Here is a 19,475-nt window from a genome sequence, read left to right on the forward strand (position 1 = left end):
TGATGTCCGCTGTGCTCCTGAAAGCAGCGCGCAAACGAGCACCGCCGGAGGTCCTGGTCGGGCCACAAGGCGACATCGCTGGCGCGCCACGCTCGTCGCCGGTGACTCCTAGCCTAGAGTTAGCTGCCTAACCGTGAAGCTGCGCGTTGAGGCCGTCCCAATTTGGCGCGCGCCGGGTTGCCTCAAGGGCGCCGCTTTGGGAATTGCGCCGAAATAGAAGGCCCTTCTGGCCCGAGAGTTCTTTAGCTTTCACGACTCGGCCATCTTCCAGAAGAATGCGGGCACCCGCTGTGACATAGCAGCCTGCTTCGACGACGCAATCATCACCCAATGAAATGCCGATACCTGCGTTCGCTCCGATCAAGCAGCGCTCGCCAACTGTAATCCTTTCTTTCCCTCCGCCGGACAGGGTGCCCATGATCGACGCCCCGCCACCAACGTCGCTGCCACGACCAACAACCACACCTGCGCTTATCCGACCTTCGACCATACAGGGACCAAGCGTGCCTGCATTGAAATTGCAAAAGCCCTCATGCATGACGGTCGTGCCCGGTGCGAGGTAAGCTCCGAGCCTTACACGAGCGGCATCTGCAATTCTCACGTCTGCTGGCGTCACATAATCGGTCATGCGCGGGAACTTGTCGACGGCGGTCACCTCGAACGCGAGGTCGCGCTTTCGTGCCTCCATTCGCGCTTGTGGCACACGAGAGTACTCGCAGGGACCGAGAGTCGTCCAAGCGTTGCTGGGTAACAGGCTGAAAATTCCTTCAAGGTTCAGGCAATTGGGCTGGACGAGCCGGTGGCTCAGCAGATGGAGTCGAAGATACGAGTCGTGCACGCCAGTCGGCGCGGATGCCAGGGACTCAATTTGGGTATGGATTGGAACGATGTCGACGTCGCGAATACTGTCGAATCGCGCATATCCATCTGCCGAACCACCTAACGATCTTACGATCTCCTGCTTGGTCAGCGGCGCCGTTGCTACCTTGTCCGCTTCCGCGGTCAAGCGCAGCCGAAGAAACCACGAATCCAGCACGCGACCGTCTCGGGTTATTGTAGCAAATCCCTCGCCGCTCGCGCCTCTGAATTCCATCGTCATTTGAATTACTCACGCTCTATGATCCTGCACGGAATAGATACGCGAGCACCGTTGGAATTGGCAACCACCGCGGTCGCAGCCAGGTCGGCTTCGGGGCAAAAGCCCTGGTGTGAGCCTCAGCCGGCAACGTCCGGTCTGACCTCTTCTTCGGACATGTTCAGCCTCTGAGACGGACGGCGGGCGTGGTGTCAACGAGCGCCGGAAGGATCCCGACAAGCAACGATATCGCGGGGAGATTTTCGAGCCGCTACCTCCGGAGGAGAGAATGTCGCCAGGTATCCTCCGTCCCCTGCGAGCTTATATGTGGCGATCTCGCGATAGCCGACGGCGGTCAATTCGCAGCGCAAGAGCTCAATTGGCGTGCCATGCTTCGACGTCGGAAGCTCAAGATCGACAATTCCGACCCGCGCACCCTGCTTCAAGGCGGGCGCGAGATTGTAGAGGAAGGCATAGGGTTGGGCTATCTCGTGATACATATGCACAAGGATTGCGGCATCCAGCGAGGAAGCGGGCAGACGCGGGTCGTGCGGTTCGCCGAGCGCGAATTGAACGTTCGTCAACTTCAGAAGGACTGTTCGCCTGGCGAGTTCGATGAGGTAATCCCGCGTGACGTCCTGGGCAATGACAGAGCCGGCGGGTCCGACGAGGCGCGAGAGCCTGACCGTGTGGTAGCCGCTGCCTGCTCCAATGTCGCCGACTGTCATACCTGGTTTCAGTTCGAGAACACGTGCGATTTGACCGGCCTCATTGAGGGCGTCGCGGTGCTCTTCGGCGGAGCGGCGTGGGCTGACGATCCGTGCAACAGGGCGCTGCGGTGAGGGAAACTCGTTTGCAGCGACTCCGGGGGAAGCCAGATAACCAATGTCAGCGGCGTATGCGCGAGTTGCAGCAAACGCCACAAGTAGCATCGCAATATGCGCAACTGCCGTCACGGGCCTACCAAGCTTTCTCAACCGGACCCCCAAAAGCCAACGTCTGCGCCTCTATGGGTACGCGCCCTAATACGCCTCTTTCGCGTCCGCCTCTTCGCTGGTCTGGATCAGGTCGAGGCTCTGCTCGATTTTGCCAAGTAGCGCCGACAATTGCTTGCGTTCCTGCGCCGACAGGCAGGCGAGGATCTCATCCTCCCGCCGCAACAACTGCGGAAAGAGCTCCTCGTAGAGTGCGCGGCCCTTCCTGGTCAGTTGCAGGCGGAATTCGCGGCGGTCAGCCTCGTTCTCGACGCGCTCGATCAGGTCTTGATGCAGCAGCGTCGTCACTGCGCGGCTGATGGTCGATTTGTGCGTGCGGGTGCATTGCGAGATGTATTGCGCGCTACATGCATCGTTGCGGAAGCCGAGCGTCGCAATCACGCGCCAGGCCGGAATGTCGAGGCCGTGGCGCTCCTGATATTCGACCGCGAGCGCGGAACTGACTTCCGCGGCGAGCCGGTTGAGGCGGAACGGCACAAACCTGAACAGGTCGAGCCGCGCCTTTGCTCTCGGCAATGCCTCGCTTGTTTCTCGCGTCTTCAGCGCGGTGTCTGATGTCCTCGCCAAGAATGCGCTCCGAATTCCAGTTGACGGCCGGCCGGCTCCGGTCCAAAATAGTTGCACGTGAGACTATCTAGCAGATTAGTCCTCCCCTGACCAGAGCCGAGGTTAGCGCATGGCGCAGGCCAAGACCCAGCAGGCCAAAACCTATCAGGCGAAGACCCAGTTCGGTTATCGTCGCCACCCCGATCAGGATCGCCCGGGCCAGAGCCCGGCCGAGCACGCGGTCGTGGTGGTCGGCGCGGGCCCGGTCGGGCTGTCGCTGGCGATCGACCTCGCCCAGCGCGGCCAGCGCGTCATTCTTCTGGACGATGCCGACCGCATCGGCGAAGGCTCGCGCGCGATCTGCTTCTCGAAGCGTTCGCTGGAATATTGGGACCGCCTCGGCGTCGGCGACCGCATGGTCGAGAAGGGCGTGGTGTGGAGCGTCGGCCGCATTTTCCACGGCGAACAGCAGCTCTATCAGTTCAACCTGCTGCCCGAGGACGGCCACAAGCGGCCGGCCTTCATCAACCTTCAGCAATATTACGCCGAGGCCTATCTGGTCGATCGCGTGCAGGATCTTCCCGGGATCGACCTGCGCTGGCGCAACAAGGTGACGGCGCTGGAGAGCCGCAACGATTCCGTTGCGCTGACGATCGAGACGCCCGAGGGCGCCTATCGCCTGCATGCGCAATACGTCATCGCCTGTGACGGCGCGCGGTCCTCGTTGCGGCAGATGGTCGGCGCCGACTTCGCCGGCCAGGTGTTCGAGGACCAGTTCCTGATCGCCGACGTCAAGATGACCGCGGAATTCCCGACCGAGCGCTGGTTCTGGTTCGATCCGCCGTTCCACGCCGGCCGCTCCGCGCTGTTGCATCGGCAGCCCGACGATATCTGGCGCATCGACCTCCAGCTCAATCGCTACGCCGATCCAATTGTCGAAAAGAAGCCGGAAAACGTGCGGCCGCGGATCGCGCGCATGCTCGGCCACGACAAGTTCGAATTCGAGTGGATCTCGCTCTACAAATTCCAGTGCCGGCGGATGGATCGCTTCATCCATGGCCGTGTGATGTTCGCTGGCGATTCCGCGCATCAGGTCTCGCCGTTCGGCGCACGTGGCGCCAATTCCGGGCTTGAAGACGCCGAGAATTTGTCCTGGAAGCTCGACCGCGTGCTGCGGGGGAAATCGCCCGCGAGCCTGCTCGAGAGCTACCACACTGAACGCAGCATGGCGGCGGACGAGAACATCCGCGAATCAACCCGCTCGACCGATTTCATGGCGCCGAACTCGCACCAGGAGGCGCGGCTGCGCAAGGCGGTGCTGTCGCTGGCCAAGGAGACGGAGTTCGGCAAGCGCATGGTCAATGGCGGGCGGCTCTCGGTGCCGTGCAGCTATGATACGCCGCTGTCATCGCCCGATACCGATGCGTGGCGCGGTGGACCGCAGCCCGGTTGTTCCATGCCCGATGCGCCGGTCGCGACGCGCGAGGGCGGGCAGGCCTATCTGACCGATGCGTTCCGCGAGGATGGAACGGAGTTCACCTTGCTGTCGTTCAGCAATGGCGCGGCGGTCGAGACGCCCGAAGGCGTGAAGGATATCCGCATCGGCGGCGAGGGCGGATTGGCCGATCCGGCGGGCCTTGCCGCAAAGCGCTACGACGCCGAGCCGGGGACAGCCTATCTGCTCAGGCCTGACGGCTATGTCGCGGCGCGCTTCCGTCACCCGACGCGCGCCGGCGTTGCGGCGGCGCTGTCGCGGGCTGAAGGCTTGAATTGAGGTCACCGCATGCCGCTTTCAACCAGCTCCAACTTCGCACGGCCGGATGATGCCTTCCGCACCATCGTCGAGGCGCATCGCGGGCTCACGGACGAGCAGAGCGCCGATTTCGACGCCGCGCTGGTCCTGATCCTTGCCAACCATATCGGCGATATCGATCTGCTGCGGGAAGCGATCGTGCTGGCCAGGCGCCGCATGATCGACGGCCAGCAGCAACAGCAGCAACAACAATAGCAAGCTCTCAAAGGATGAATTGATGGCGAAGAACTTCGCATCCACCGGCGATCTCTCCGAGAAGAAGATCACCTTCTCCGAGATCGGCCCCGATCTCTATGCATTCACCGCCGAGGGCGATCCGAACACCGCGATCATCGTCGGCGATGACGGCTGTCTCGTGTTCGATGCGCAGGCGACGCCGGCGATGGCGAACAAGGTGATCGAGCGCGTGCGCACCGTCACCGACAAGCCGATCAAATATGTCGTGCTGTCGCATTACCACGCCGTGCGCGTGCTAGGGGCGTCCGCCTACAAGGCGCAGGGCATCGTGGCCTCGCAGGAGACCCACCGGCTGATCGCGGAGCGCGGCCAGCAGGATTGGGATTCCGAATACGGCCGCTTCCCGCGCCTGTTCCAGGACGCGCAAAGCATTCCCGGCCTGACCTGGCCGACGCTCACCTTCGAAGGCGAGATGTCGATTTATCTCGGCAAGCGCGAGGTGCGGCTGATGCAGCTTGGCGCCGGCCACACCTCCGGCGATATCGTCGCGTGGGTGCCGGACGCGGAGGTGATGTTCTCGGGCGATCTCATCGAATATCACTCGGCCTGCTATTGCGGCGACGCGCATTTGCGCGAATGGCCGATGACGCTGAACGAGATCCGCAATTTCAATCCCAAGGCGATCGCGCCCGGCCGCGGCGACGCGCTGAAGGGTACAGCGACTGTGCGCGAAGCCATCGCAATGACACGCGACTTCGTCACCTCGCTCTATGGCGCCGCCGAAATCTCTGTCGCCAAGGGGCGCACGCTGAAGGAATCGATGGCCGCGACGCGCGAAGTGATGGACCCGAAATTCCACAGCTTCGCCATCTACGAGCACTGCCTGCCGTTCAACGTGTCGCGTGCTTATGACGAAGCATCAGGGATCGACGACCCCGTGATCTGGACCGACAAGCGCGACCAGGAGATGTGGGCCGCCCTGCAAGGAGGAGGATAGACATGAACATCAACACCTCGCCCGATCAGATCATCCGCAGCTCGGCGCAGGTCACGCCGGGCTACATGTCCGGCTTCGGCAACAGCTTTGAGACGGAAGCGCTGCCGGGCGCGCTGCCGATCGGGCGCAACTCGCCGCAGCGCTGCGCCTATGGGCTCTATGCCGAGCAGCTGTCCGGCTCGCCCTTCACCGCGCCGCGCGGCACCAACGAGCGCTCCTGGCTGTACCGCATCCGCCCGTCGGTGAAGCACTCCGGCCGGTTCGAGAAGGCCGATGCCGGCCTGTGGCGCTCGGCGCCGTGCCATGAGAACGATCTGCCGATCGCGCAGCTGCGCTGGGACCCGGCGCCGATCCCGAAGGAGGATATGACCTTCCTCCAGGGTGTGCAGACCATGACGACGGCCGGCGACGTCAACACGCAGGCCGGCATGGCCGCGCATGTCTATCTCATCACCAAGTCGATGGTGGACCAGCATTTCTACAATGCCGACGGCGAGCTGATGTTCGTGCTCCAGCAAGGCAATCTGCGCCTTGTCACCGAGTTCGGCCGCATCGACGCCGAGCCCGGCGAGATCGTGGTGATCCCGCGCGGCGTGAAATTCCGCGTCGAGATTGTGAACGGGCCGGCGCGCGGCTATCTCTGCGAAAACTATGGCGGCGCCTTCACGCTCCCGGAGCGCGGGCCGATCGGTGCCAACTGCCTTGCCAATGCGCGCGACTTCCTGACCCCGGTTGCTCACTACGAGGACAAGGACACGCCGACCGAGCTGTTCGTGAAATGGGGCGGCGCGCTGTTCAAGACGCAGCTCGCCCATTCGCCGATCGACGTGGTCGCCTGGCATGGCAATTACGCGCCCTACAAATACGATCTGCGCACCTTCTCGCCGGTCGGCGCGATCGGCTTCGATCATCCCGATCCCTCGATCTTCACGGTGCTGACCTCGCCGTCGGAGACCGCCGGGACCGCGAACATCGACTTCGTGATCTTCCCCGAGCGCTGGACGGTCGCCGACAACACCTTCCGCCCGCCCTGGTATCACATGAACATCATGAGCGAGTTCATGGGCCTGATCTACGGCGTCTACGACGCCAAGCCGCAAGGCTTCGTGCCGGGCGGCATCAGCCTGCACAATTGCATGCTGCCGCATGGCCCCGACCGCGACGCCTTCGAGCACGCCAGCAATGGTGAGCTGAAACCGGTGAAGCTGACCGGCACCATGGCCTTCATGTTCGAGACCCGCTACCCGCAGCGCGTCACCGCACATGCCGCGAATTCGTCGACGCTGCAGGACGATTACGCGGATTGCTGGAAGGGCCTGGAGAAGCGGTTCGACCCGAATAGGCCGTGATGTTTTGTTGCTCGTCATCGCCGGGCTTGACCCGGCGATCCATCCCTCTTCGAAATGATGGATGCCCGGGTCAAGCCCGGGCATGACGACTATCTGATTGGAGACTCGTGTGCCCCAACCCAACGACCCCAGCCTTCGCTCCTTCATCGACGTCGATCCCGCCTCCGACTTCCCGATCCAGAACCTGCCCTACGGCGTGTTCTCGACGGCGGCCAATCCGACGCAGCGCGTCGGTGTCGCGATCGGCGATTATGTGCTCGATCTCTGGGAGCTAGAGCAGGACTCGCGGCTCGATGTCGGCCCGCTCGGCGTGTTCGCCGTATCCTCGCTCAATGCATTCATGGCGCTGGGACCAAAAGTCTGGACGAAGACGCGCGCGCGGATCAGCGAGCTGCTGCGCCACGATAATCCGGAGCTGCGCGACAATGAGGAGCTGCGCAAGCAAGCGATGGTGCCGATGCGGGATGCAAGACTGCATCTGCCGTTCGCGGTCTCCGGCTACACCGATTTCTATTCGTCGAAAGAGCACGCCACCAATGTCGGCGTGATGTTCCGCGGCAAGGACAATGCGCTGCAGCCGAACTGGCTGCACATGCCGATCGCCTATAACGGCCGCGCCTCGACCGTCGTGGTGTCAGGCACCAAGGTGAAGCGGCCGCGCGGGCAGCTGAAGCCCCCGAACGTAGATGTGCCGAGCTTCGGGCCCTGCAAGCGGCTCGATTTCGAGCTGGAGATGGGCGTGGTGGTCGGCCAGCCCTCGCCGATGGGCGGCATGCTGACGGAGCAGCAGGCCGAGGAGATGATCTTCGGCTTCGTGCTGCTCAATGACTGGAGCGCGCGCGACATCCAGCAATGGGAATATGTGCCGCTCGGGCCGTTCCTTGCAAAAGCCTTTGCGACCTCGATCAGCCCATGGGTGGTGACGCGCGAGGCGCTGGAGCCGTTCCGGCTGAAGGGGCCGGAGCAGGAGCCGGTGCCGCTCGCCTATCTCAGGCAGGACAAGCCGCGGAATTACAGCATCGAGCTCGATGTTTCGTTGCGGCCCGGCAGCGCGAACGCGCCAACGAGCATCAGCCGCACCAATTTCAAGTATATGTACTGGTCCTCGGTGCAGCAGCTCATGCACCACGCCTCCTCGGGCTGCGCGATGAATGTCGGCGATCTCCTCGGCAGCGGCACCATCTCCGGCCCGGAGAAGAACCAGCGCGGCAGCCTTTTGGAGATCAGCTGGAACGGCACCGAGCCGGTCGAACTGCCCGGGGGCGTCAAGCGATCGTTCCTGGAAGATGGCGACAGCCTCGTCATGCGCGGCTGGTGCCAGGGCAACGGTTATCGGGTCGGGTTCGGGGAGGTTGAGGGGACGATTTTGGCGGTGGAGTAGGGCGCGGCACGCTCCGACTTCGTAGGGTGGGCAAAGGCGCGTTAGCGCCGTGCCCACCACTCTTCTACAATTGCGCGGGCGGTGGGCACGCTTCGCTTTGCCCACCCTACGGGTTCGACGATGTGGGAGCAGTTCACCGTCTCTCCGGTGCCACGTCTTTGATCCTCGCGCAATGTGCGGCGACATCCTCCACGCTGTACTTCAAATGCACGCGCTTGTCCGACGGCGCCTGCTTGGTCGTGCAGACGCCCGCCCGCCACTCTTGCGTGGGGCGGATCGGGCGCGGCGCAAAGCCGCCGCCGCAGTTGGGGCAGACGTTGGACAGTTTCGTCTCGACGCAATCCGCACAGAACGTGCATTCATAGGAGCAGATCCGCGCGTCCGTTGCATCAGGCGGCAGGTCGCGGTCGCAATATTCGCAGTTCGGTCGAAGCTGGAGGGCCATGGCTCAATCTCCGCAGACTGGCTTGATCATCGCAGACGGCGCGTGAAGCGCGAATGGCGTAGTTCCCTCGATTTCAGCCAACCTTCGGCTCCCTCAGCGGCAACCGCGTGCTCTCCTTCAACCTGTCAAGCACGATCGATGAACGCACATGCGCCACGCTCTGGTGCGGCATCAAGACGTCGTTGACGAGGTTGGAGAGCCCCTTCAAATCGCGCAGCACGGCCTTGAGCACGTAGTCGGCATCGCCCGTCAGCGAGTAGGCCTCCTGGATCTCGTCGATGCGGTTGACCAGCGTGCGGAAGCGCTTGGAATTGTCCGGTGAGTGGGTGGCGAGCGTCACCTGGATGAAGGCGATGACGCCGAAGCCGAGCGCCTCGCTGGAGAGATCGGCGTGATAGCCCGCGATCACCTTCTCCTCCTCCAGCCGCATCCGCCGGCGCGAGCATTGCGAGGCCGACAGGCCCGCGAGCTCGGCGAGCTCCTGGTTGGTGAGGCGGCCGTCATCCTGGAGCGCGCTCAGGATCTTGAGGTCGAAGGCGTCTACCGAGATCATGCGTCGCTTGTCCATTTCATGCACGGATCGTGCATATGATAGCCGAAATGCGTCCCGTTTGCACGCTCATTGCATGGCCGGTGAAGGATAGTTCATGGCAGCAGCAATTGGAGAGCACCATGGGTCCGTTTCCGCACGATGCACCGCCGGCCACCATCAGCGCCGACAATCCGATGGGCACCGACGGGTTCGAGTTCGTCGAATATGCGCATCCCAATCCCGAAGAGCTGCACGCGCTGTTCAAGCTGATGGGCTATGCGCCCGTCGCGCGCCACAAGACCAAGACAATCACGGTCTATCGCCAGGGCGACATCAACTATCTCGTCAACGAGGAGCCCGGCACCCACGGCTTCGACTTCGTCGCCGCACATGGTCCCTGCGCGCCGTCGATGGCGTTTCGCGTGGTCGATGCGAAGGCGGCCTACGACCGCGCACTTTCGCTCGGGGCGGAGCCTGCGGACGCATCATCGGCGCAGAAGACGCTCGATGTGCCCGCGATCAAGGGCATCGGCGGCAGCCTGCTCTATTTCGTCGATCGCTACGGCGTCAAGGGTTCTGCCTACGATGACGAGTTCGAATGGCTGGGCGCGCACAATCCGCAGCCCGCCGGCGCGGGCCTGTTCTATCTCGATCACCTCACCCACAATGTCCATCGCGGCCGCATGGATGTGTGGACGGGCTTCTACCAAAAGCTGTTCAACTTCCGCCAGATCCGCTTCTTCGACATCGAGGGCCGCGCCTCCGGCCTGTTCTCGCGTGCGCTGACCAGCCCCGACGGCAAGATCCGGATTCCGATCAACGAGGACGCCGGCGATTCCGGCCAGATCGAGGAGTATCTCAAGATCTATCGCGGCGAAGGCATCCAGCACATCGCCTGCGGCTGCCGCGACATCCACCAGACCATTGAAGGCCTGCGCGAAGCCGGCCTTCCCTTCATGCCGGCGCCGCCCGACACTTATTTCGAGCGGATCGACGCGCGCCTGCCCAAGCACGGCGAGGACGTTGCCCGGCTCAAGACCAACGGCATCCTGATCGACGGCGAAGGTGTGGTCGATGGCGGCCAGACCAAGGTGCTGCTTCAGATCTTCTCCGCCAACGCGATCGGCCCGATCTTCTTCGAGTTCATCCAGCGCAAGGGCGACGACGGTTTTGGCGAGGGCAACTTCAAGGCGCTGTTCGAGTCGATCGAGGAGGATCAGATCCGGCGCGGGGTGTTGAAGGTGGGGAATGCGGCGTAAGCTGCCATTGTTGGGCACACTGTTGCATCACAACCGGTGTCGTCCCGGCGAAGGCCCTAGGGCATGCACATATCTTTGAGGCTCCATCCAGCAGCGACGGCGTTGAAGTATTCGAGGCCGTTTTTGAAGGTGATGGGACCGGGTGGTTTGGAGGATGGGTAGCCATCCCATCCTCCGAGACGACCGATGATCCAGGCGGCCCAAGCGAGGGTGTCGGGCGGATGTGGGTTCTTCAGCCGCTTGGTTCTGGCTTCGAACTGCTGATTGAGGGCCGTTAAAGTGGCGACTTCATTGGCGTTGAAGGCCGTCGAGACGGTCTGCCGACCGCCGTTGCGCGCTTGCAGAAGCTGGATGGTAATAACCGCGGCCTTGGCAGCGATAGCGACCAATTTGAGAAGCCGGTCGGCGATGCCGATTTGGCTATCTTCGAGCCTGAAGCCCTGTGTCTTGAGGACGCGGAAGAACTGCTCAATGATCCAGCGCTGCTTGTACCACCCGACGATCCGCCAGGCATTGTCTGCACTGGCGACCTCGTGAGAGGTGAGAAGACACCAGTGTAGCGGCTCGACGTCGGGAGCGGCGTTGATCTCGCGGGCGTCGACGACGGCCAAACGCAAGCTTTTCGGCAAATGGCGCAGGAACTTGCTCTGGGGCCGGGCAAGCTCGATCACGCCGAAGCGAAGTTCGAGATCGGCCTGACGTGCGGGCCGTTGTGCGCGCGCAGGCAACTGGATGGTGCGACGCTGAACCGCTGCCCTGGCGTCGATGGTTGCGTACAAGCCGGTCTCGTCAGCCAGCTTGCGATCATGCATGCTGCGAGCGATCACGTGGAAGTGCTGCTCGGCTGCACTGGCATAAAGAGCAAAGATGTCGCTCTCGCGGTCGCCAAGCAGCGTCACCATGGCGGCATCGGCAAGCAGCGGCTTGGCCGCAACGGCGGTGGTGATCCAGCGTTGCGACTCCTTGTCCGAGAGGTCGCGGCTATCATGTGAGACGGTCCGGCGCCCCTCGCGGGTCCATACTTCGCCGCTCAGAAGTCCGAGGCAGTTGCCATTGTCGGCATCCACCGCCAGCAGCGGATGCAGCAGTACGCCATGCTGGTTGCCCCTGCCGATTTCCCCGAGCCCGCGCCGGCGTTGCGACGTGGTGTTGAAGTGGATTTCGCTGGTATCCTGGATCGCCAGCACATGGCGGTCCGCGACCGCCGCAACCGTGCTTTCACTCCAGCTTTCGATGATCCGTTCCACTGTCACCTTGTCGTGGCCGAGGAAGCGATTGAACCGCACCTCCAGAGCACGGTCACCCCTGGAAAGGCGTCGCAGGCACACATCCTTGCCCGCGACCATGCGTCCGACAAGCGCCGCCCCCCTTTATCGAGGCGACGATCCCCGAACCGGCCCAACGTCCAGTCGATCTGTGACAGCATCGGCACCTCCATCCAACAGAAGTGCCGCAATAGAAATCACACGATTTCCCGATTCTGGAATCCCCCAAGCCCCGTCCGAGTCAATCCGCCGCACCAGATATGTGCATGCCCTAGGGCGAAGGCCGGGACCCATAACCCCAGGGAGAGGTTGTGGCGCGAGCTGCTAACTCCGAGTCTTCGCCAAACCATGTTCGGTGGTTATGGGTCCCGGCCTTCGCCGGGACGACAGGGGATTTGGAGCTTCTACCTCTTCCACGCCTTCATCACTGCCCCGATCTCCGCTCCCTCCGGCTCGCGAACCGCGGACGGCGTGCGTGAGAATCGCGGCGCCGGCGCGGGCTGTTTCACGCCGTGGCGTTCGACGAACACCTGTCGGGCGATCATGTGTGGATGCTCGGTCGCTTCCGACATGGTCAGCACCGGTGCGAAGCAGATGTCGGTGCCTTCCATGATCTTGCACCAGTCCTCGCGCGTCTTGCTCTTGAAGACCGCTTGCAGCTTTTGCTTCAGCGCCGGCCAGGCCTGGCGGTCCATCTGCGCGTCGAAATCGGCGTCGGTCAGGCCGGCATGCTGGCGCAGCAGCGCGTAGAACTGCGGCTCGATCGAGCCGATCGAGACGAAATGGCCGCAGGCGCATTCATAGACGCCATAGAAATGCGCACCGCCGTCGAGGAAATTCTGGTTGCGGCCTTCGGTCCAGCGGCCGATCGTGGTCATGTCGAAGAAGAACGACATCAGCGAGGCCGCGCCGTCGCACATCGCGGCGTCGACAACCTGACCCTTGCCCGACCTCGATGCTTCCAGAAGCGCGGCGAGCACGCCGACGACGAGATAGAGCGCGCCGCCGCCGAAATCGCCGACCAGATTGAGCGGCGGCACCGGCGCTTCTTTGGTGCCGATCGCGGCGAGCGCACCGGTGATGGAGATGTAGTTGATGTCGTGGCCGGCGGCGCTGGCGAGCGGGCCTTCCTGGCCCCAGCCGGTCATGCGGCCGTAGACGAGCTTTGGATTACGCGCGAGCACGATTTCGGGGCCGAGCCCGAGCCGTTCCATCACGCCGGGACGAAAGCCTTCGACCAGCGCGTCGGCATTCGCAAGCAGGTCGAGCACCTCCGCGATTGCCGCCTTGTCCTTGAGATCGAGCTCGATCACCTTGCGGCCGCGCCCCGCCACCGACTTCATGCTCTTCCTGGCGCCGACACGGTCGAGCGTGACGACGTCGGCGCCCATGTCGGCCAGCATCATGCAGGCGAACGGGCCCGGGCCGATGCCGGCGAATTCGACGATGCGGAAGCCCGAGAGCGGGCCGGAGGTGCGGATTGAGGAGCCTTCTGATTTTTCTTGGGCTGATTTATCGAGCACGTTGTTGTTTCCTCGGGTCGCAGGCGAATTGCCGATGGTTCGGCAATGGCCTGGGACGTTCCTCTGTGGGCGAGTTAATTGACCGATTAACTTTTCCCGCCTTCACGTCAGCGAGGCAAGCGGTTTTCGTGACGCATGGCCAAAATAAAAGCGGCGCGCACTGAAGTGCGCGCCGCGGAAAATTTGCGTTGAGGCGCTAAAGCGCGATCGTCAACCTGCGGCCGCCACCGCACGCTGCGCCATCACCTTGATCAAGTTGGCGCGGTACTCCGACGTGCCGTGAATGTCCGCCAGCAAATTGCTTGCCGAAATGCTCACGCCATCAATCGCCGACGGCGACCAGTTCGCCTTCAGCGCGGCCTCGATCGCGGGCACCCGCATCACGCCGCTCTGCGAGGCGCCGGTCGCGGCAACGCGGACATCGCCCGACTTGGTCTTGGCGACGAACACGCCGGTCAGCGCAAAGCGCGAGGCCGGATGCGGGAATTTTGCGTAGCCCGCTTTTGCAGGAACCGGGAACGAGACGGCGGTGATGATCTCGCCGTCCTCGAGCGCCGTCGTGAACAGGCCCTTGAAGAAATCCTCCGCCGAGATCGAACGCTTGTTGGTCTTCACGGTGGCGCCGAGCGCGAGCGTCGCGGCCGGATAATCCGCGGCGGGGTCGTTGTTCGCGAGCGAGCCGCCGATCGTGCCGCGGTAGCGCACGGCGGGGTCACCGATCAGCGAGGCGAGATAGGCCAGCGCCGGAATCGCCTTCTTCACGGTGTCGCTGGTCGCGACGTCATAATGCGGCGTGGCGGCCTTGACGGTCAGCGTGTCGCCGGAGGCCTCGATGCCGATCAGCTCCTTGATCTTGCCGAGATCGATCACGTCGGAGGGGCTGGCGAGGCGCTGCTTCATCACCGGCAGCAGCGTCTGGCCACCGGCGAGGAATTTCGCCTCGCTGCTCTTGCCGAACAGGCTGGCGGCTTCGTCGATCGAGGAAGCGCGATGATAGGTGGTCTGGTACATCTTTGTTGCTCCTGAAATCTTTGCTCTGTCATTCCGGGATGCGCCGCAGGCGCAGACCCGGAATCTCGAGGTTGAATTCGTGGCTCCAGATTCCGGGTTCGACGCTTCGCGTCGCCCCGGAATGACGATGGTGGTCAGGCCGCGTGGATCGTGCGCCACACCCGGTCCGGGGTTGCGGGCATTTCCAGATTGTTCTTGCCGATCGCATCCGTGATCGCGTTGATCACGGCCGCGGAGGCGCCGATCGCGCCGGCCTCACCGCAACCCTTGATGCCGAGCGGATTGCCCGGGCAGAGCGTCGTGGTGTGGGAGAGGTTGAACGACGGCAAATCGTCGGCGCGCGGCATGGCGTAGTCCATGAACGAGGCCGTGATCGGCTGGCCATTGGCATCGTAGATCGCGTGCTCGAGCAGGGCCTGCCCGATGCCCTGGGCGAGGCCGCCATGGACCTGTCCCTCGACGATCATCGGGTTGATCAGCCGGCCGAAATCGTCTGCGGCGACGAAGTTGACGAAACTCGTCTTGCCGGTGCCGGCATCGACCTCGAGCTCGCAGATATACGTGCCGGCCGGGAAGGTGAAGTTGGTCGGGTCGTAGAAGGCGGTTTCCTTCAGGCCCGGCTCCATCCCGTCCGGCAGATTGTGCGCGGTGTAGGCCGCGAGCGCGACCATCGGGAAGGCGATGGCCTTGTCGGTGCCGGCCACCTTGAACTCGCCGTTCTCGATGACGATGTCGCCCTCGGAAGCCTCCAGGGCATGCGCCGCAATCTTCTTGGCCTTGGATTCCATCTTCTCCATGGCTTTCAGGATCGCGGTGAGACCGACGGCCGCGGAGCGCGAGCCGTAGGTGCCCATGCCGAACTGCACCTTGTCGGTGTCGCCATGGACGATCGAGACCTGGCTGATCGGAACCCCCAAGCGCTCCGCGACGAGCTGGCAGAACGTGGTCTCGTGGCCCTGGCCGTGGCTGTGCGAGCCTGTGAGGATCTCGATGGTGCCGACCGGGTTGACGCGCACCTCGGCCGATTCCCACAAGCCCACGCCGGCGCCGAGACTGCCGACCGCCTTCGACGGCGCGATGCCGCAGGCTTCGATGTAGCAGGACACGCCGATGCCGCGCAGCTTGCCGTCGGCTTTTGCCTTGGCCTTGCGGGCGGCAAAGCCGGCATAGTCGATCGCCTTCATCGCCGCATCGAGCGAGGCGTTAAAGTCGCCGGTGTCGTAGGCCATGATCACGGGCGTCTGGTGCGGGAACGTGGTGATGAAGTTGGTCCGGCGCAGCGCGGCCGGATCGACCTTCAGCTGCCGCGCCGCCGTCTCCATCAGCCGCTCGATCAGATAGCTCGCCTCGGGGCGGCCCGCGCCGCGATAGGCGTCGACCGGCGTGGTGTTGGTGTAGACCCCGATCACCTCGGCATGGATCGCCGGGATATTGTATTGGCCCGACAGCAGCGTCGCGTAGAGATAGGTCGGCACTGACGACGAGAACAGCGACATGTAGGCGCCGAAATTGGCATAGGTTTTCACCTTGAGGCCGGTGATCTTGTTGTTGGCGTCGAACGCCATCTCGGCCTGCGTGACATGGTCGCGGCCATGCGCGTCGGTGAGGAACGCCTCGGTGCGGTCGCCGGTCCATTTCACCGGACGGCCGACCTTCTTCGAGGCCCACAGCGCCACCATCTCTTCCGGGTAGATGAAGATCTTCGAACCGAAGCCGCCCCCGACATCGGGTGCGATCACGCGCAGCTTGTGCTCGGGCGCGATGTTGTAGAACGCCGACAGCACCAGGCGGGCAACGTGCGGGTTCTGCGACGTCGTGTAGAGCGTGAAATGCTCTTCCGCCGCGTCGTAATCGGCGATCGCCGCGCGCGGCTCCATCGCGTTCGGGGCGAGGCGGTTGTTGGTGACGTCGAGCTTCACCACATTGGCGGCCTTCGCGAAGGCGGCGCTCACCGCGCCCTCGTCGCCGATCACCCAGTCATAGACCTGGTTGCCGGGGGCTTCGGGGTGAAGCTGCGGCGCGCCGGCCTTGATCGCGGCGGTGACGTCGGCGACCGCCGGCAGTTCTTCGTAATCGATGACGACGGCCTCGGCCGCGTCACGTGCTTGATTCTTGGTTTCGGCAATCACCACCGCGACGGCCTGTCCGACGAAGCGCACCGTCTCCGGCGCCATCGCCGGCCACGCGCCCATCTTCATCGGGCTGCCGTCCTTCGACGTGATAGCCCAGCCGCAGATGAGGTTGCCGACCTTGTCGTCGACGATCTGCTGTCCGGTGAGGACGGCGACCACGCCCGGCATCTTCAGCGCGGCGGAGGAGTCGATCCCCTTCACCTTGGCGTGTGCGTGCGGGCTTCTGATGAAATGGGCATGGGTCATGCCCAGCAATTTGATGTCGTCGACGTAGCGGCCCTTGCCGGTAATGAAACGCTTGTCTTCCTTGCGCACGACGCGCGCGCCGATGCCTTCAACACCCATTGTCTGGTCCTCCCGACCGGAATTGTTTTGACTGCGCTTTCCCTCGAAAGCCGCAGCGGTGGTTTTTTTGTTTCGAGGCGAGCCGTTTACTCGGCCGCCTGCGCAACCTTCATGCGTCCGGCCGCATCCAGCACGGCCTTGACGATGTTGTGGTATCCGGTGCAGCGGCAGATATTGCCTTCAAGCTCGTGGCGGACGGTGGTCTCGTCGAGCTCGCCACCGTGACGGTGCACGATGTCGATCGCCGACATGATCATGCCTGGGGTGCAATAGCCGCACTGGAGGCCGTGATTCTCGCGGAACGCCGCCTGCATCGGGTGCAGCTCGTCGCCCTTGGCGATGCCTTCGATGGTGGTGACGTTGGCGCCGTCGGCCTGTCCCGCCAGCATGGTGCAGGATTTCACCGCCTTGCCGTCCATATGCACGACGCAGGCGCCGCACTGGCTGGTGTCGCAGCCGACATGGGTCCCGGTGAGGTTGAGGTGGTCGCGCAGCAGATGGACCAGCAGCGTGCGGTCCTCGACGTCGACAGCAACAGCCCTGCCGTTCACCGTCAATTTGACTGTAGACACGGAAAGTACCTCCCGGATTGATTTTGATTGTTTCTAATTAGAGACCGCGGCCCCCGGACTTTGCAACTAGGATTTTGCTCGCTCGGGTCATGGAAAGGTCATCGATCCAGATGGGTGCGATGATTTGCGCTGCCGGAGGGTCGTCTCTTGCGGTGCGGTCAGCGGGGGAGCTGCCGGCTGCCATCCCACCCCGTCGGCCGCTGGCCGACAAAGCCGGAAATTGCGCCTGTGCGACAAATTTACCGCCCCTTATCGATTCTGCCCTAGTTTTGCGCATCCGGGTCTGGGGGCGGGGCGCCTCCGGATCACGGCCGAATGAAAATGGGGGTGGGAATGTCCGGGCGTATCGCGTCGCCGTCGAAGCGCACCATATTTCCGACCCTCAGGTTCCGCGCAAAAATCATTCTCGGCTTTGCCGCAGTGCTGGTGATCTCCGCCGGCAGCATGGCGTTCGCCTATTTCGGCTTCGAACGGGTCTCGTCCGGTGTCGGGTCCTACCGCGCCAGCGTCACGGAGGCCGATCTCGCCCGCAATATCGACCGTGAGCTGCTCGCCTACCGCTCGGCGGTCAAATATTTCGTTGTCACAGGCAAGGAGGACGACGCCAAGGCCGCGCTGGATGCCGAAGCCGGCCTGAAGAATGCCATCGGCCAGGCGGTCAATGGTGCCAAGAAGCCGGCGCGGCAGGAGAGCCTCGGCAAGCTCGCCAAGGAGTTTGCGAATTTCTCAGCGACCTTCGCCAAGGTGCTCCAGGCCAAGCGCGACAGCGCGCTGCTGGTGCAGAATCAGCTCACGCGCAATGCCAACCTGCTGAAGTACAAGCTCGATGACATCGGCAACAACGCCTCCGATTCCGAGGCGCAGGCGATCGAGTTCGGCACCAAGCAGGTCAATGCCCAGTTCCAGACCGCAAGCTCTGCCGCGACCAATTTCGTGCTGACGTCGGACCAGGCAATCGCGTCGAGTGCGCTGGCGCGGCTGAAATTCGTCGAGAACTCGCTCGGCGCGGTCTATTCCATGGACGACAAGATCGTCGCCGGGCTGAAGGACGCCAAGGGATTGCTCGGCGCCTATCGCGAGGCGCTGGAGAAGCTGATCGCCAACGCCAAGATGGTCGATGAGCTCGTCACCGAGATGACCGGCTCGGCGGGGGCGATCCTTCAGGGGGCGACCGCCATGAAGGCGGACCTCGTCTCCGAACAGCAGCGGCTGGATTCGGAGTCGGAAGCAACCATCGGGCAGACCGAGCACCTGGTGCTGATGCTGGCCATTGGCGGCACGCTGCTGGGCGCCGTCCTTGCCTTCCTGCTCGGCACCGGGATCTCGCGTCCGATGATCGCGATGTGCAAGGCGATGCGCGAGCTCGCTTCAGGCAATTTCGACGTGGTGCTGCCGGGCCTCGGCCGCAAGGACGAGATCGGCGAGATGGCCGGCGCGGTTGAGGAGTTCAAGGTTCAGGCGGTGGCCAAGGCCGAGCGCGATGCCGCCGCCAGCGAAGCCCAGAACAAGGAGCTCGCTACGGCCCGCCGCTCCGAGCTGATCCGGTTTGCCGACGATTTCGAGGGCGCGGTCGGCGCCATCGTCTCCAACGTCTCGGCCTCCGCCGTGCAGCTCGAATCGGCGGCCTCGACGCTGACCCGTACCGCGGAGACCACGCAGAGCCTGTCGAGTCAGGTCGCCGGCGTCTCCGAGCAGGCCTCGAGCAACATGCAGTCTGTCGCGACCGCGACCGAAGAGCTCTCGGCCTCGGTCGAGGAGATCGGCCGCCAGGTCCGCGACTCCAGCCGCATCGCGGAAGCCGCCGTCGGGCAGGCCAAGGAAACCGACAGCCGCATCGGCAAACTCTCGCATGCGGCCCAGCAGATCGGCGAGGTGGTCAAGCTGATCACGGCGATTGCCGAGCAGACCAATTTGTTGGCGCTCAACGCCACCATCGAGGCGGCGCGTGCCGGTGAAGCCGGTCGCGGCTTCGCGGTGGTCGCCAGCGAAGTGAAGTCGCTGGCGAGCCAGACCGCCAAGGCCACCGACGAGATTTCCTCGCACATCACGGGCATGCAG

General features: G+C 63.5%; 17 protein-coding genes. 7 read left to right on the forward strand and 10 right to left on the reverse strand.

From position 1 onward, the window contains the following. Nucleotides 1-127 precede the first annotated feature (127 nt). The 3 genes from ACXJMY_RS26805 to ACXJMY_RS26815 form a co-directional block, all read right to left on the reverse strand. Nucleotides 128-1,099, reverse strand: a complete 972-nt coding sequence (locus ACXJMY_RS26805; protein ID WP_456622350.1) for a DapH/DapD/GlmU-related protein — start codon at nucleotides 1,097-1,099, stop codon at nucleotides 128-130. A gap of 188 nt (nucleotides 1,100-1,287) precedes the next feature. Continuing rightward, the gene (locus ACXJMY_RS26810; protein ID WP_456622367.1) at nucleotides 1,288-2,007 is read right to left on the reverse strand and encodes a class I SAM-dependent methyltransferase; all 720 of its coding nucleotides are present in this window, start codon (nucleotides 2,005-2,007) and stop codon (nucleotides 1,288-1,290) included. A 90-nt stretch (nucleotides 2,008-2,097) separates the two neighbouring features. Continuing rightward, nucleotides 2,098-2,637 (reverse strand): MarR family winged helix-turn-helix transcriptional regulator, encoded by a 540-nt coding sequence (locus tag ACXJMY_RS26815; protein WP_456622351.1) that lies wholly within the window; start codon nucleotides 2,635-2,637, stop codon nucleotides 2,098-2,100. Between the two features lie 109 nt (nucleotides 2,638-2,746). Here ACXJMY_RS26815 and ACXJMY_RS26820 point away from each other — a divergent pair, with 109 nt between their 5' ends. The 5 genes from ACXJMY_RS26820 to fahA all read left to right on the forward strand — a co-directional run bounded on the left by ACXJMY_RS26820 (nucleotide 2,747) and on the right by fahA (nucleotide 8,333). Continuing rightward, on the forward strand, nucleotides 2,747-4,390 hold the full coding sequence (locus ACXJMY_RS26820) for an FAD-dependent oxidoreductase (RefSeq protein WP_456622352.1): 1,644 nt from the start codon (nucleotides 2,747-2,749) through the stop codon (nucleotides 4,388-4,390). Between the two features lie 9 nt (nucleotides 4,391-4,399). After that, the gene (locus ACXJMY_RS26825; RefSeq protein ID WP_456622353.1) at nucleotides 4,400-4,624 is read left to right on the forward strand and encodes a DUF2783 domain-containing protein; all 225 of its coding nucleotides are present in this window, start codon (nucleotides 4,400-4,402) and stop codon (nucleotides 4,622-4,624) included. Nucleotides 4,625-4,646: 22 nt separating this feature from the next. Next, on the forward strand, nucleotides 4,647-5,603 hold the full coding sequence (locus ACXJMY_RS26830; RefSeq protein WP_456622354.1) for an MBL fold metallo-hydrolase: 957 nt from the start codon (nucleotides 4,647-4,649) through the stop codon (nucleotides 5,601-5,603). A gap of 2 nt (nucleotides 5,604-5,605) precedes the next feature. Beyond that, the gene (gene hmgA / locus ACXJMY_RS26835; protein WP_456622355.1) at nucleotides 5,606-6,952 is read left to right on the forward strand and encodes a homogentisate 1,2-dioxygenase; all 1,347 of its coding nucleotides are present in this window, start codon (nucleotides 5,606-5,608) and stop codon (nucleotides 6,950-6,952) included. Between the two features lie 109 nt (nucleotides 6,953-7,061). Continuing rightward, nucleotides 7,062-8,333, forward strand: a complete 1,272-nt coding sequence (gene fahA / locus ACXJMY_RS26840; protein WP_456622356.1) for a fumarylacetoacetase — start codon at nucleotides 7,062-7,064, stop codon at nucleotides 8,331-8,333. A 133-nt stretch (nucleotides 8,334-8,466) separates the two neighbouring features. Here the strand turns inward: fahA and ACXJMY_RS26845 are convergent, their stop codons facing one another. Further along, nucleotides 8,467-8,778, reverse strand: coding sequence for a DUF1272 domain-containing protein (locus ACXJMY_RS26845; RefSeq protein ID WP_456622357.1), 312 nt, complete (start codon nucleotides 8,776-8,778; stop codon nucleotides 8,467-8,469). Between the two features lie 73 nt (nucleotides 8,779-8,851). Beyond that, nucleotides 8,852-9,331 carry an Lrp/AsnC family transcriptional regulator gene (locus ACXJMY_RS26850; protein ID WP_456622358.1) on the reverse strand — a complete coding sequence of 160 codons (480 nt, stop codon included), beginning with the start codon at nucleotides 9,329-9,331 and terminating at the stop codon, nucleotides 8,852-8,854. Between the two features lie 119 nt (nucleotides 9,332-9,450). Here ACXJMY_RS26850 and hppD point away from each other — a divergent pair, with 119 nt between their 5' ends. After that, entirely contained in the window at nucleotides 9,451-10,569 is a 1,119-nt protein-coding gene (gene hppD / locus ACXJMY_RS26855) for a 4-hydroxyphenylpyruvate dioxygenase (protein WP_456622359.1), read from the forward strand. A 56-nt stretch (nucleotides 10,570-10,625) separates the two neighbouring features. Here the strand turns inward: hppD and ACXJMY_RS26860 are convergent, their stop codons facing one another. The 5 genes from ACXJMY_RS26860 to ACXJMY_RS26880 all read right to left on the reverse strand — a co-directional run bounded on the left by ACXJMY_RS26860 (nucleotide 10,626) and on the right by ACXJMY_RS26880 (nucleotide 17,417). Further along, a complete protein-coding gene (locus ACXJMY_RS26860) occupies nucleotides 10,626-11,915 on the reverse strand; it encodes an IS4 family transposase (protein WP_456622360.1) in 1,290 nt (429 codons plus the stop codon). 323 nt (nucleotides 11,916-12,238) lie between these two features. Then, nucleotides 12,239-13,357, reverse strand: a complete 1,119-nt coding sequence (locus ACXJMY_RS26865; protein ID WP_456622361.1) for a CaiB/BaiF CoA transferase family protein — start codon at nucleotides 13,355-13,357, stop codon at nucleotides 12,239-12,241. Nucleotides 13,358-13,567: 210 nt separating this feature from the next. Beyond that, entirely contained in the window at nucleotides 13,568-14,368 is an 801-nt protein-coding gene (locus ACXJMY_RS26870; RefSeq protein ID WP_456622362.1) for an FAD binding domain-containing protein, read from the reverse strand. 134 nt (nucleotides 14,369-14,502) lie between these two features. Beyond that, nucleotides 14,503-16,845 (reverse strand): xanthine dehydrogenase family protein molybdopterin-binding subunit, encoded by a 2,343-nt coding sequence (locus ACXJMY_RS26875; RefSeq protein ID WP_456622363.1) that lies wholly within the window; start codon nucleotides 16,843-16,845, stop codon nucleotides 14,503-14,505. Nucleotides 16,846-16,931: 86 nt separating this feature from the next. Then, on the reverse strand, nucleotides 16,932-17,417 hold the full coding sequence (locus tag ACXJMY_RS26880; protein WP_456622364.1) for a (2Fe-2S)-binding protein: 486 nt from the start codon (nucleotides 17,415-17,417) through the stop codon (nucleotides 16,932-16,934). Between the two features lie 333 nt (nucleotides 17,418-17,750). On the opposite strand from ACXJMY_RS26880, the gene ACXJMY_RS26885 reads away from it, so the two are divergent. Further along, nucleotides 17,751-19,475, forward strand: a 1,725-nt coding sequence (locus ACXJMY_RS26885) for a methyl-accepting chemotaxis protein (protein WP_456622365.1), incomplete at its 3' end; no start/stop codon positions are given.

This window comes from Bradyrhizobium sp. P5_C12, from assembly GCF_054049735.1.